Raw genomic sequence first — 13,646 nt, 5'->3', positions numbered from 1 at the left:
TTCCTTACGTTTGCGTGGCATAACGTGGCTCCTTGGCCATCAGTTTATGCCTCACACACAAAGGTTCGGATAGGCTCAAATCCGGTCTGACGATCGTGTGTTGCGCTGCAGACAATACGACCGTCTGGCCGAAATCGATCAAGGTGCCGTCGTCGAGCACAAGCGCTTGAGTCATGTACTGCAGGTCGCGCAAGCGCTTCAGGCGCAACGTGATAACAGCCGAATCGGTAAACATCGACGAAACCAGGGTCGCGACGCTCACGTCCACGGTCGCATTCACCGCAAAATGCCTCGCCGCTCGCGCAGGCGGATTTCGTACCGCCTATCCCGATTGGACCCTTCGGCTCGACGCCACCAATGCCATCGTGGACCTCGATCAGTCCGCGCATGCATCGATTCGTTACGGTTCGGGCTACTATCCCGGGCTCATTTCGGAACCGCTTTTCAGGGACCGTTTTACGCCGGTGTGTCGTCCGCATTTGTCGATCTCCGACGAGAAAGACCTGCAGCGCGCGACGCTGATTCACTTCGATTGGGGGCCCGCCGTTCGCGACGATCAACGCGCGATTACATGGGCGCGCTGGCTGGAGGCGGCCAAAATACGCGGCACCGATCCGAACGACGGCCTCCGGTTCAACGACGAGGTCCATGCGATGCAAGCGACCCTTGCCGGACAGGGAATCGGCCTGATAAGCCTGACCCTGGTCTCCGACGAATTGGCCAACGGCACCTTGGTCCGGCCGTTCGACCTGGCGCTGGACAGCTTCCAGTACGATCTCGTCTATAGCCCTCGTTCCGCGACGAGACACGCAACCGAAATATTGCGCGACTGGGTGCTTCGGGAATTTGCCGGGCATCGATGTTCGGAAATCGCAAAAACAAACGCGAGCCTGCCGCCCGCTCACGCACCAGCCTGGGATACGACGTAAGCGTCATCGAGCGATAGCCCCTGTCGAGCCGACGCCGCCAATGCGACGATCGCCGCCGCCGTCGCGGCCGGTGCCGAACCCCGGCATCTGCCACGCCCTCCCCGCATGTCCGCCACCAGCCGCCAGACAGGCCGACACGCAATCGCGCAAGGGTGCGCGGCACCTCACGCATCGCCCCCGCACGCCCCCTCCCCGACTGCCTCCGTGCAGCCGACGCATCGCAATTCCAAGCGATTCCGCAGAGGACCTTTCCTGTGCAACGTCTTAATCGACGGTCGCACGATCTCCAATAATGGCCGCTCGATCCATCGGCCGTCAGGCCGCTCCAACACAACAACAAAAACACCTATGCATTCCTGCACAATGAACCCGCATGCCGGCGCGCGCATCGCGGGGACCGTCATTGCCGCCTGCCTGACCGGCTTCGTGCCGGATGTCGCGCTTGCCCAGAGCAGCGTGACGCTGTACGGCCTGATCGACACGTCGATCACCTACTCGAGCAACCAGCGCACGCGCGGCGCCGGCTCGCCCGGCGGCGGCAGCGTCGCGATGACGAGCGGCGCGCTGAACGCGTCGCGCTGGGGGCTGCACGGCCGCGAGGATCTCGGCGGCGGGATGGCCGCGGTCTTCACGCTCGAGAACGGCTTCTCCGGCACCACCGGCAAGCTGTCGCAGAAAGGCGTCGACCTGTTCGGCCGCCAGGCGTGGATCGGCGTGGGTTCGGAGACGGCCGGCACGCTGTCCTTCGGCCGCCAGTACGACCTGATCCTCGATTTCGTGACGCCGCTCGGCGCGGCCGGCCCCGGCTGGGGCGGCAACCTCGCGGTCCACCCGTACGACAACGACGATTCGAACCGCAACCTGCGCGTCAACAACGCGGTGAAGTACACGAGCCCGACGGTTCGCGGGTTGAGGTTCGGCGCGATGATCGGTTTCTCGAACACGGCCGGCCAGTTCTCCAACAACGCGGTGTGGAGCACGGGCGTGTCGTATGCGAACGGGCCGCTGAAGCTCGGCGCCGGCTACCTGAAGATCAGCCGCGACCGCAACGCATCGAACCCTGACGGCGCACTGAGCACCGTCGACGGCTCGGCGACGGTCACGGGCGGCAACCAGCAGATCTGGGCGATGGCGGGCCGTTATGCGTTCGGGCCGCACTCGGTCGGCGTCGCATGGTCGCATTCGACCACCGACGGCGTGACGGGCGTGCTTCAGGGCGGCAACATCGCCCCGCTGAAAGGCGAATCGCTGGTGTTCGACAATTTTTCGATCGATGCACGCTACTTCGTCACGCGGGCGTTGACCGTCGCCGCCGCGTACACGTACACGATGGGCCGCTTCGATACGCGCACGGGCCAGACGCGCCCGAAATGGAACCAGGTCGTCGCGCAGGCCGACTATGCGCTGTCCAAGCGCACGGATGCGTATCTCGAAGGTACCTATCAGCGCGTGAGCGGCGGCAACGGCAACCCCGCGTTCAACGCGACGGTCTGGACCTTGACGCCTTCCGCAAACAGCAACCAGGCCGTCGTCGCGCTGGGGCTGCGGCACAAGTTTTGACGACGCGGCGTGCACCGCCGCGTCACGCTGCCGACCGGCTGCATCGGGCGAGCGCTTCCCGCATCACCCAAGCGCCATGACCGCCACCGACGAGGCCGCGCCCCGTGCGCGGCCTTTTTCGCTGTGGCAGGCGCTGCTTACCGCGCACCGCCGACGGAAGCAAGAATGCCTCCCGGCCGTCGCGTTTGCGCAAAAAATGCGAAGAAACTGGTCGCGTTGTGACATTTTTCCTAATCTGTTTGCAGCGACGCCGCGATCCGGCGTTCCGGTCGCAACATTCTTTCATCTGGCGCACCATCGGCTTACGAATCCGCATCGCGGCAGCGAAGCCGGACATTTCGCGCCATGGCGGCCGGACGGCTGCGTGCGAACGGCACGCGCCCCGCTTTCAACGCAGTCAACCGCTGGAGAAGAACGATGAGCAAAATGAACCGAATTGCGGTCCTGGCAACTTTCGTCCTGCTGGCCGGTTGCCACCACGCGGCGAAAACGCCCGAGAATGCCGGCGCGGCGCCGACGCCCTCGAGCGAAGCCGTCGCGACAGTGACGGCCGACGATCTGAACAATCCGAACAGCCCGCTCGCCAAGCGCAGCATCTACTTCGATTTCGACCAGTACTCGGTGAAGCCCGAATTCCAGTCGCTGCTGCAGGCGCATGCCGACTATCTGCGCAGCCATCCCGCGCGGCGCGTGCTGATCCAGGGCAACACCGACGAGCGCGGCACGTCGGAATACAACCTCGCGCTCGGCCAGCGCCGCTCGCAGGCCGTGGCGAGCGCGCTCGAAACGCTCGGCGTGCCGGCGACGCAACTCGAGGCGGTCAGCCTCGGCAAGGAAAAACCGGTCGCGCTCGGCCACGACGAGGAAGCGTGGGCGCAGAATCGCCGCGCCGATCTCGTCTATCGTTGATCCAGGCGCCGCCGCCGCGGCGATACGCGAAAAGCATGGAATAAACGCTTCGCCGAAACGTCTTGTCATCGCGCAGGCGCGCGGTTCCCATGAGCCGCCTTTCCCGTGGCCTGCGCGCTGCAAGGAGATTGCAATGAAATCGGCAACGCTGGCTGCGACGCTGATCGCGGCGCTGGTGCTCGTGCTGTCGGCGGGCTGTACGTCGTCGGGCAGCGGCGTGTCGCAAGGACCGGGCATGAGCCGGTACGGCGGCTCGGGAGGCAGTGGAGGTAGTGGCGGAGGCGGCTACTGACGCGCCGCCGGACTGGCTTGAACGGGGCGTCACGCGCAAACGCGGCCGGCACTCGGCCGTGTCGCGCGCGACGCCCTGTTTCGTCGTCCGATTTATCGCCGCATCGCCTTCACGTCGGCCGGCGTGACGCTCGCGGGCCGGCCGCCCCACGTCGCACGCAGGTAGTTTGCGAGCTGCGCGAGTTCGTCGTCGCTCAGCGTGCGCGCGAAACCCGGCATCGGCTGCAGGTTCTCGAAGCCGGCGAACTTCTGCTCGTCGATGCCGTCGAGCATCGCGACCAGCAGGTTGCGCGGGTCGTCCTGGCGCACCGTCGAGTTGCCGTTCATCGGCACCGCCACGTGCGGCTTGCCTTCGCCGTTGAAGCCGTGACAGCCCGCACAGACCGCGAGATACGCCGAGCGGCCGGCGGCAAGCTGCGCGGCGTCGGCCGACACCGGCTTCACCGGTTGCGGCGCGGGCGGCGTATCGCCGAGCAGGTACACCGACAGCGCGCGCAGGTCGTCCTTCGTCAGGTACTGCGTGCTCAGGTGCACGACCGGATACATCTCGCCGAATGCCGAGCCCTGCGGCGCGATGCCGACGCCGAAGAACGTCTGCAGGTCGGCGCCCGTCCAGCCGCGCGCGGCGAGGCCGCCCGGCGTGATGTCGGGCGCGGCCACGCGGCCGAGCGCGGCCCCCGCGAACGGCTTCGCCCCGTCGAGCTGGCCCGTGAACGCGCGCGGCGTGTGGCATTCCGCGCAATGGCCGAGCGCGCCCGCGAGATAGCGGCCGCGCCGCCAGTCGGCGGATTGCCCGGCCGACGCATCCGGCAGGCTGTCCTTCAGGAACAGCATGTCCCAGAAGAGCATGCCGAAGCGCAGGTTGTACGGAAACTTCAGGTCGTGCGCGCGGTTTTCCTGCGCGATCGGCTTCACCGTCTTCAGGTACGCGTACATCGCATCGGCGTCGGCGCGCGTGAGCTGTCGGTACGACGTGTACGGCATCGACGGATACAGGCGCTTGCCCGGCGCCTTGCCGTCGTGCAGCGCGGCGTAGAAGTCGTCCGCGCTCCAGTTGCCGATTCCGTGTTCCTTGTCGGGCGTGATGTTCGAGCCGTAGAACGTGCCGAACGGCGATTCGAGCGCCGCGCCGCCGGCGAATGGCGCGCCGTCCTTCGCGGTGTGGCACGCCGCGCAGTCGGCAGCCTTGACGAGATAGCGGCCGCGCGCGACCGCATCGGCGCCGGGCGCGCCGGACGCCGCGCTCGACGCCGGCGCGTCGTGGCCGCCGCAGGCAGCGAGCAGCAGCGCGCAGGCCGCGGCGAGCGCGGGCAGGCCCGCGGCCCGCGCGACACGATGAGCGAGAGTGCGTGTCATGCGGCGTCCTTCACGAGTCCCGGCGTCGTCAGCACCACGTCCTTGACGGCTTGGTAGTAGCGGACGTAGCCCGTGCAGCGGCAGAGATGCGCATCGAGCGCGTCGGTGATCGTGCGTTCCACGTCGGCCTTCGCGACCGGCTCGCGCTTCAGGCGTTCGATCAGCACGGTCGCCGCGTTGACGAAGCCCGGCGTGCAATAGCCGCACTGGAAGCTGAAGTGCTCGAGGAACTTCTGCTGGATCGGCGACAGCTCGACGACCTCGCCCGCCTCGTTGCGCTTCGCGTGGCCTTCGATCGTGCGGATCGAACGGCCATGGAAGAAGTGCGCGCCGGTGATGCAGGTGCGCATTTCCTCGCTCGTGCCGTCCGGCTGGTCGACGATCACGACGCACGCGTGGCAGATGCCCTGCCCGCAGCCGAGCCGCGAACCGGTGAGGCCGACGTACTCGTGCAGGAACTCGATCATCATCAGCCCTTCCGGCACCTGCATCGGGCCGACGGCCTTGCCGTTGATCCTCACCGACAGCGGCTTCTGCTGGAACCGAACGAGCGGACGTTCGACGGCAGCCGGTGCCGGTGCAGCCGGCGTGGCGGGAACGGACGCCGGGGCGGCCGAAGCCGCCGCCGGCACGGAAGCGCCGGTCGCAGCCGCGCTGGCGCTCGCGGCCGAAGCCGCGGTTTGGGCGGTCGTCATGCGAGCACCTCCTGAATCTTTTGCGGGGTCACCGGCAAGTCGGTGAAACGATGGCCGATCGCGTGCGCGATGCCGTTCACGATCGCGCCGACGACGGGGATCATCACCACTTCGGCGACACCCTTCGGCGGGTCGGTCTCGGACAGCGGCGGCAGCACGTCGCCCGTTTGCGTCCAGACGGCGACGTCGGACGCGCGCGGCAACCGGTAACGGTTGAAGTTCCACGTGCCGTTGCCGGGGCCGTCCTCGTAGAGCGGCAGGTACTCGTGCAGCGCATGGCCGATGCCCATCGCGAGGCCGCCCTGCAACTGGCCCGACACGAGTTGCGGCGAAATCTGGTTGCCGCATTCCATGATCGAGTGATGCGTGAGCAGTTCGACCTTGCCGGTCGCTTCGTGCACGGCCAGCTCGACGAGCGTGCCGACCGCCGTGTAGTACGTGACGGCCGCGTTGTTGCGGCTCGTCGGCGGGATGAACACGCGCTTGCGGTCCAGCACGCGGTAGCCGTTCGCGGTCGGCGGCAGCGTGCCGCGCAACGCGCTCGCGCCGGCCGGGGCGGCGGTGCCCGGGATCGGGCCGTCGTCGCCCGTCTTCGGCGCGCCGACACGCAGCGACAGCCCGTCGATCGGCAGACGCTCGACCGTGCCGCCCACCTCGAACTCGGCGTCGGTCCACTGCCAGCGGTTGAACACGTGCACGACGGCGCCGGTCGGCAGGCCGAGCGCATGCGCCTGCTTCGCGAGCTGCTCGAACGTCAGCGGCTCGAGGCCGTCGGCGGTCAGCTTGCCGTCGACCCAGCGCGCATCCTCGATGCGGATCGTGTACGGCGCGGCCTGGCCGCCGCCGAGGCCGCGCGTCCAGATCGACATCGCGGCCGGCCATAGCCCGTAGCGGAACACGGCGCGCGCGGCTTCGCGCGTGCTGTGCGTGAAGTAATACGCCGAGTTCGTCGCGCTCGACGGCGATGCATAGCCCGGCGACCAGCGCGGGTTCGCGCTCAGCCGATCCTGGTCGGCCTGCGACATCAGATACGGATCGCCGCTCGTCTCGATCGGCAGGTCCGGCCATTCGGTCAGCGCCACGCGGACGTCGGTCGCCGGGCGGCCGAGCCATTTCGCGACCGCGACGGCCTGCGACGTCGACATCCCGGTGCCGATCTCCGCCGCCGTATGCTGCAGCGACACCTTGCCGTGCTCGTCGAATTCGACTTTCGCGAACGACGCTTCCGCGCCCGTGCCGAAATCCTTCTGCACGCACGCGAAGCCGACGCCGTAGCGCTTGCCCGGATGCGCGGCCTCGAATTCGACCTTGCGCGCGGCACGGCGCGTCCACAGCGGATGCTGCTTCGCCCGTTCGAGCACTTCGTCGACGCGCAGCGCACCGGCGGGAATCGCGCCCTGCGTGTTCTTCATCCCCGAACGCAGCGCGTTGCGCAGCCGGAAGTCGATCGGGTCGATGTTCAGTTGCGCGGCGATCTCGTCGATCGCCATCTCGGTCGCGGCCATGCTCTGCAGCGTGCCGTAGCCGCGTGCGGAACCGGCGTCGATCGCGCGCGACGCGATCGCGACGGCCGCGAGATCGCTCTTCGGGAAGTAGTAGATCGATTGCGCGGCCGTGGCGCCGACCATCGCCACCGACGGCGAGAAGTTCGAGCGCCCGCCGCCGTTCGCCTCGAAATCGCCCTTGAACGACTGCAGCAGGCCGGTGTTGCGATCGACCGCGATCCGGTAATGCATCTTGAACGCGTGACGCTTCAACGAGGTCTGGAACTGCTCGTAGCGGTCGTTCGCGAAACGCACCGGGCGGCCGTCCGCGTACAGCGCGCAGACGAGGCCGTAGAACGGCACGTTGAAGTGATCCTTCGAGCCGTAGCCGACCGTGTAGCACGGATGCACGAACAGCTTCTTCACCGGGAAGCGGCATTTCGCGACCATCGCGGCCGCGTTCTCCGACACCTCGAGCGGCGACTGGGTCGGCACGACGAGGTGCAGCGATTGCGTTGCAGCGTCGTACCAGCAGTTCGCGTTGTCCGGTTCGAGTGCGGCCGTATCGACCGACTGCGTGTTGTATTCGCGGTCGAACACGAGCCACTCGGCGGGCGGATGATCGAGTTCGGCACCGATCTGCCCGGCGAGGAACATGCCCTGCTCGTCGAGCTTGCCGTGCGCCTTGCCGTCCGGCCAGACCGGCAGGTGCTTGCGCATCATGCTCGGGAAGATCGGCGCGTCCTTCAGGCTCGAATAGACGTCGTCGTCATAGGCTGTCTTGCCGCCCACGCGCACATAGCGGAAGGTGCCCCACGGATCGCGTTCGAGCGGGCCCGTGACCGCGCCGTAGCGAATCACGTCGTCGCGAAACTTCAGCGCGTTCTTCGCGAAGCGGAAGCGCGCGAAGTCGTGATAGATCAGGATCGCGACCGCATGGCCGAGATACGCGGGCGTCTTGCCGGCCGGCAACAGCATGTCGTCGCCGTAGAACGCCGGGAACGCGACGCCGTCGCGCGCGAGATCGTCGGCCGTGACGACGCGGTCCGGTTTCAGCTCATCGCCGAGCAGCGACAGGTCGAAGTCCTCGTACGTGCGGTCGGCCTGCGTGACGCGCAGGATCAGCGCGTGCGACTGCTGCTGCGGCCAGTGCGGCATGTCGGCGGCGCGCACGTCACGGGCGAACACTTTCGAGCCCGTGACCTTCGCGATACCGTCGATGCGGAATTGGGGGATGCCGGTGACGCTATCCCATTTGACGGGAGTGAGGAGTTTTTCTTCGAAGAGCGCCGCGAACGCGCGGCTGCCGATGGGCGCGACATTCACCGCGACACCCGCCAGCACGCTGGCTTTCAGAAAACCCCGCCGTGACAGGCCGTGGTTTTTCATTTGGGGGGGAACCTCCTGAGGCGGCTCGGACGGCGATCGGGTGTCGCGGCGTTCGGAGCGGCGCGCATTCTGGCATTGTTTTTGATATATCGCCTATAGTATTTCCCGCATGAAATACTTATTGAATTTCTTATAACGGGTTTCAGCCGGCTGCGGCGGGCAATCGCGGGGGCGATTCGCATGCCGTTTGCGTGCGGCTCGATACCGTTGTGCCGGCCTCGCCAGTTTCCGCGTGGCAGCCGCACATCGTTCCGTTCGCAACGATGCCGCCTCCGCGCCGCCGAATCCGCGGGCCGCTCGCAACCGGGGTTGACGACTCGTGCTCGCAGCGATGCGCCGGGGCTGCCGGCTGCCCCGCACCGCCGGTTTTTCATGGTAATGTCGTGCGCATCCGGCTAGGCCGGGCCTCCGCCACGTGCCGTGCGGGCGCCGCCAGCCATCGAGACATCGTGTCGAGGTCGACAACCATGGCAGTCAGGGCATCTCTCCTGAACTCCGTTCTCGCCACTCCCCCCTCCGGCAACCACCGCGTGACGGCCGCGCTGCGTCCGTCGATGCTCGTGACGCTGTTCGAGGACGTGCGCCCGATGGCGCTGTCCGGGCTCGCGAGCGGCTTCGTCGCGGCCGTTGCGCTGATCCGGCTGCAGCAGCTGTGGTGCCTCGCGTGGCTCGTCGTCGACGTCGGTCTGCTCATTGCGCGCCTGTCGATCGTACGGGCCTACACGGTGCGGCGCGACGCCGGCGACGATCGCACCGAATACTGGGCGAGTCGTTATGCGCCGGTGTCGCTCGTCGCGTGCTTCGTGCTCGGCCTCGGCGTGATGGGCTGCGTACAGGCCGCCGACGTCGAGCTCGGCACGCTGTCCGTGATGGTCGCGGGCGGCGTGTTCGGCGGGATCGCATCGCGCAATTCGGCGCTGCCGCGGCTCGCGATGACGCAGGTCGTGCTCGGCGTGCTGCCGATCGGCGTCGGCGCGCTGCTGGCCCCGCGGCCGGGCGCGTGGCTGCTGGTGCCGCCGATCGCGATCTATCTCGCGGCGATGCGCACGGTCGTGCAGCGCCACTACCGCGTGCTCGTCGCGCTGATCGCCGCGCGCCAGCGCAACGCCGAACTCGTCGCGCGCTTCGACGCCGCCCTCACCTACATGCCGCACGGCCTGTGCATGATCGACGGCGACAGCCGCGTGATCGTGGTGAACCGGCGCACCGCGCAACTGTTCGGCTCGGCGCGCGAGGTCATGCTCGATACGCCGCTGCCGGCCGTCGTCGCCGCGCTCGGCGCGAACGCGGCGACCGATCCCGCCGGCGCCGGCCTTGCCGCGCAATGTGCCGCGTGGCTGAGCCGCGCCGAGCCCGTGCCGCTCGACATCGCGCTCGCCGACGGCCGTCAGCTCGAACTGACGCGCCACCGCGTACCGGACGGCAACGCGGTGATCATCGTCGAGGACGTCACCGCGCGCCGCCAGACCGAACAGCACATCCGCCACCTCGCGCGGCACGACGCGCTGACGGGGTTGCCGAATCGCCACGAACTGCATGCGGAGCTCAAGCGGATGCTCGCGCGCCGGCCGCGGCTGCCGAGCCCCGCGTTCGCCGTCATGTATCTCGACCTCGACGGCTTCAAGTCGATCAACGACCGCTTCGGCCACCAGGCCGGCGACGAAGTGCTCACGCAGGTCGCCGAGCGGCTCGGCAAGACGTTGCCGCGCGGCGAGCTCGCGGCGCGCATCGGCGGCGACGAGTTCGTCGTCGCGATCGACGACACGACGATGGACGCGTGCTCGATCCTCGCCGCGCGGATCATCCGGCAGATTTCGGCGCCGTACGTGCTGTCGATCGGCGAGACCGTCTGCATCGGCATCAGCATCGGCATCGCGCTCGACGACGGGCACGGCTCGCCCGACGAGCTGATCCGGCAGGCCGACAGCGCGCTGTATGACGCGAAGTCGGCCGGCAAGGGCATCTACTGCTTCTATTCGAGCGGCAGCCGCCGCGTGGCGCCGGTTGCCGCAAGCTGAGCCGATCGCGCGCCGCGCCGCGCATTCCTTTTTCCTACCCGCCGCATCTTCCCGACGATTCAATTCCGAAACGCTTTGCCGGCTCGCGCGTGGCGCCGCGCGCTCGCATGTCACGTGACGTGTTCCGTAACATCGCCGTCCGGCACGCAGCACGATGACGGCAGAAGCCCGCACGATCGAGGCCGGGAGCGGTGTTTCGCGACTGGCACTCTTATTGCTCCTTGATACGGAAAGAACGTTTCAGGGAGCCCAACATGAATACCGTCGACGTCCTCGCACGAACCGAAATCATCGACGAACAGGCGGTGATCGACGGCGCATCGCTGATCCGCCGGCTCGTGTCCGACCGCCGGATGCCGGCCGCATACGAAGCCGCATGCGTCGACAATCCGCCGCTCACGCTGTACGGCGCGTTTCGCCAGGGCATCGCCGATTACGCCGCGCGGCGCGCGAATCCGTATCGCGCCGGCAGCCGTTTCTGGGCACTGTGGGAAGAAGGACGTCTCGAAGCTGAAACATCCGGCCGGTAAGCCGGTTGCACGCGCCGGCCCTGTCGCGACAAGGGCCCGGCGCGCCAGCCGGCGCAAGAACCGGCCGGCTGGCGCGCCGGCATGCGTTCATCGCTGCAACATCGCGCGCGGTCGCGCGTATCGGCACCGCAACGCACGACAACGCGCCCGTCCGCCGTCACGCGTACCCGGTTGAGCCCGCCCGCCGCGCGTTGCCGCTTTCCCCTATAAGATGGCAGATTCCGTTCATCGAACGATACCGCCATGACCGCCTCTTCCTCTTCCCGAAATCCCATTCACTGCGAAATCGATCTCGACGCGCAAGGCAAGCACGCGGGCTACCTGCGGCTGCCGCACTCCGTGCACCGCTCCGCGTACGGCTGGCTGCCGATCCCGATCGCGTCGATCCGCAATGGCGACGGCCCGGTCGCGCTCGTGATGGCCGGCAATCACGGCGACGAGTACGAAGGCCAGATCATCGTGTCGCAACTGATGCGCGAGATCGAGCCGGAGATGGTCAGCGGCCAGTTGATCCTCCTGCCGATGGCGAATTTCCCGGCGGCGGATGCGGGCCTGCGCGTGTCGCCGCTCGACGAGGGCAACCTGAACCGCAGCTTCCCCGGCGATCCGACCGGCACGCCGACGCAGATGATCGCCCATTACATCGAGCACGCACTGCTGTCGCGCGCGCAGTATCTGGTCGATCTGCATTCGGGCGGCAGCTCGCTGCTGTACCAGGGCGGCAACATGCTCGCGATCGATCCGCTCGACGCGGACGAAGCCGAGAAGCTCAACGGGCTGCTGGTCGCGTTCGGGTTGCAGAATGCGCTGCTGCACGCGCCGAATCCCGTGCATTCGGCGTCGGCCGCGCGTCGGCAGGGCGCGATCTCGATCGTGACCGAACTCGGCGGCGCCGGCATGGCCGACCCGTCGCTGATCCGGCTCGGCCGCCACGGGCTGCTGCATTACCTCGGCTATATCGGGCTGCTGCACGGCGCGCTCGTGCCCGACGCGCCGCCGACCGTCACGCGCTTCATGCGCGTCGACGGCGATCGCCATTTCGTTTATGCGTACGAGCGCGGGCTGTATGAACCGCTCGTCGAACTCGGCGACCAGGTGAAGGCCGGGCAGCCGGCCGCGTGGGTGCACTTCCCCGATACGCCGTTGCGGGAACCGGTGCTGCATCGGTTCAACGGCGACGGCGAAGTGGTGTGCAAGCGGGTGCCCGCACAGGTGCGGCGCGGGGATTGTCTGTTTCAGTTGGCGGAGTTGTCGACGCCGCCGCGTGTCATCGGGTGATGAACCCGACTGACACGCTCACGAGCGTCGTATGCCGATGCCGGTACGTACACTCGGGCCGTCAGTCGGATGACACCGGCGACGCGCTCCCCTGCGCAACGCCGCATTGATGGCAATGCGGGAAGAAGAAGAAATTCCGACCGCCGCATTCGCAGACATTGAAAAGCCTCAATCCGCAATGTACGCAAAACGTGGAGTCGTCGCCGCCGAGATTCCATTGTTTGTCGCATGACGGGCAACGCTTTTTCTCGAGCGACCGAACGGCTTTTTCGTATCCGATCGTGCGCGCGCGTTCGCCCTGATCCTGCTGCAATTCGAGCCGCTTGCGTTCGGCATAGCGCTGAAAGGCCTTCATCATGTAAAGACCGGCGAATACCGTGAGCACGATGCCGACCAGGACCCGGACATAGCCGCCGAAATTCGGCAAGTACGGCACCAGCTCAATGAAAAACGCACTCAACGCAAACAGGCCGAAACCGTACACGAACGGCCAATAACGCGCCTTGCGGTAGCGGATGAACAGCCAGGTCGCGACCAGCAGGATCGGTAACGTCAGCGCAAGCCGCAGCCCGAACACTTGCATCTCGTAGCGCCGGGTCGCCTCGTCGAAGCGCCGTTCGGCTGCTGCGTCCGCTTCGGCGATTTGCGTGTCGACGTGCGTCAGTTGCGATGCCAATGCCCGTTGCTGATCACCGACCGCATCGATCTGATGCTGCCAGTTGACCACGCCTGCCTGGAGGGTATCCAGCTTGCGCGTCCTCGCCACAATGTCCGGGTCCTTCGCGCCGTCTCCCGTCACCGCGCGGGTGGCCAGCCAGTTGCGGAAACTTTCCTTCTCGGCCGCGTACTCCTTCGCGACGCGGCCGCGCGCCACTTCCATCGTGTCGACCTTCTCGGCAAGCGCGTCGCGCTGCGCCTGCAGTTGACGGCGCGCCGCGTCCAGCCGCGCTTTTACCGGCGCATCGGCGAATTGCTCGACGACCGGCGGCCCGCCGCTCGGCGCGAATACCATGTCGCGGATCACGAGGCTGCCGAGCATGTTCAGAAAGACCGCGAAAACGATCGCAATCGCCCAGGAGGCGAGCCGCAGGAGCCGCGCCGGGCTGGTCAGGCCGTCGCCGGAAGTCATCATTGTTTTTACCCTCTTGTCGGAATGGCTTCCATTGTCGTCAATCTTGATGCAACCGTCGATCGTCTCTATTTCGAT

10 protein-coding genes and 2 pseudogenes are annotated in these 13,646 nt (G+C 67.1%); 8 read left to right on the top strand and 4 right to left on the bottom strand.

All coding sequences use genetic code 11. The features are described from left to right. Positions 1–76 precede the first annotated feature (76 nt). The 5 genes and pseudogenes from C5F75_RS37330 to C5F75_RS36870 all read left to right on the top strand — a co-directional run. A pseudogene (locus C5F75_RS37330) lies at positions 77–232 on the top strand (ISNCY family transposase); the annotation flags it as partial. A 4-nt stretch (positions 233–236) separates the two neighbouring features. Further along, positions 237–929: pseudogene (locus C5F75_RS22625) on the top strand (LysR substrate-binding domain-containing protein); the annotation flags it as partial. 363 nt (positions 930–1,292) lie between these two features. After that, a complete protein-coding gene (locus tag C5F75_RS22620) occupies positions 1,293–2,489 on the top strand; it encodes a porin (RefSeq protein ID WP_060011374.1) in 1,197 nt (398 codons plus the stop codon). A gap of 417 nt (positions 2,490–2,906) precedes the next feature. Further along, the gene (gene pal / locus C5F75_RS22610; RefSeq protein WP_059574377.1) at positions 2,907–3,398 is read left to right on the top strand and encodes a peptidoglycan-associated lipoprotein Pal; all 492 of its coding nucleotides are present in this window, start codon (positions 2,907–2,909) and stop codon (positions 3,396–3,398) included. Positions 3,399–3,531: 133 nt separating this feature from the next. After that, positions 3,532–3,690, top strand: a complete 159-nt coding sequence (locus tag C5F75_RS36870; RefSeq protein ID WP_167351655.1) for a hypothetical protein — start codon at positions 3,532–3,534, stop codon at positions 3,688–3,690. Between the two features lie 92 nt (positions 3,691–3,782). Here the strand turns inward: C5F75_RS36870 and C5F75_RS22605 are convergent, their stop codons facing one another. From C5F75_RS22605 to C5F75_RS22595, 3 genes are read right to left on the bottom strand one after another with little or no spacing between them, the layout of a single operon-like run. Next, on the bottom strand, positions 3,783–5,045 hold the full coding sequence (locus C5F75_RS22605; protein WP_059574376.1) for a cytochrome c: 1,263 nt from the start codon (positions 5,043–5,045) through the stop codon (positions 3,783–3,785). After that, on the bottom strand, positions 5,042–5,740 hold the full coding sequence (locus C5F75_RS22600; RefSeq protein ID WP_059574375.1) for a (2Fe-2S)-binding protein: 699 nt from the start codon (positions 5,738–5,740) through the stop codon (positions 5,042–5,044). Before C5F75_RS22600 ends, C5F75_RS22605 begins: the two co-directional genes overlap by 4 nt. After that, a complete protein-coding gene (locus tag C5F75_RS22595; protein ID WP_060011378.1) occupies positions 5,737–8,613 on the bottom strand; it encodes a xanthine dehydrogenase family protein molybdopterin-binding subunit in 2,877 nt (958 codons plus the stop codon). The genes C5F75_RS22600 and C5F75_RS22595 overlap by 4 nt, the downstream gene beginning before the upstream one ends. A gap of 467 nt (positions 8,614–9,080) precedes the next feature. Here C5F75_RS22595 and C5F75_RS22585 point away from each other — a divergent pair, with 467 nt between their 5' ends. The 3 genes from C5F75_RS22585 to C5F75_RS22575 all read left to right on the top strand — a co-directional run bounded on the left by C5F75_RS22585 (position 9,081) and on the right by C5F75_RS22575 (position 12,439). After that, positions 9,081–10,631: a sensor domain-containing diguanylate cyclase gene (locus C5F75_RS22585; RefSeq protein ID WP_060011379.1), complete on the top strand. Its 1,551-nt coding sequence runs from the start codon at positions 9,081–9,083 to the stop codon at positions 10,629–10,631. A 254-nt stretch (positions 10,632–10,885) separates the two neighbouring features. Next, a complete protein-coding gene (locus tag C5F75_RS22580; protein ID WP_059574372.1) occupies positions 10,886–11,161 on the top strand; it encodes a hypothetical protein in 276 nt (91 codons plus the stop codon). A gap of 243 nt (positions 11,162–11,404) precedes the next feature. Beyond that, the gene (locus C5F75_RS22575; RefSeq protein ID WP_060011382.1) at positions 11,405–12,439 is read left to right on the top strand and encodes a succinylglutamate desuccinylase/aspartoacylase family protein; all 1,035 of its coding nucleotides are present in this window, start codon (positions 11,405–11,407) and stop codon (positions 12,437–12,439) included. Positions 12,440–12,500: 61 nt separating this feature from the next. Here C5F75_RS22575 and C5F75_RS22570 read toward each other — a convergent pair whose 3' ends face one another. Next, positions 12,501–13,571 carry a zinc ribbon domain-containing protein gene (locus C5F75_RS22570; RefSeq protein WP_081066522.1) on the bottom strand — a complete coding sequence of 357 codons (1,071 nt, stop codon included), beginning with the start codon at positions 13,569–13,571 and terminating at the stop codon, positions 12,501–12,503. Positions 13,572–13,646: the final 75 nt, after the last annotated feature.

Source organism: Burkholderia anthinoferrum (genome assembly GCF_002925705.1).
Taxonomy (GTDB): Bacteria; Pseudomonadota; Gammaproteobacteria; order Burkholderiales; family Burkholderiaceae; genus Burkholderia; species Burkholderia semiarida.
Note: the sequence above shows the minus strand (reverse complement) of the source record. Positions and strands in the feature narration are given on the sequence as shown.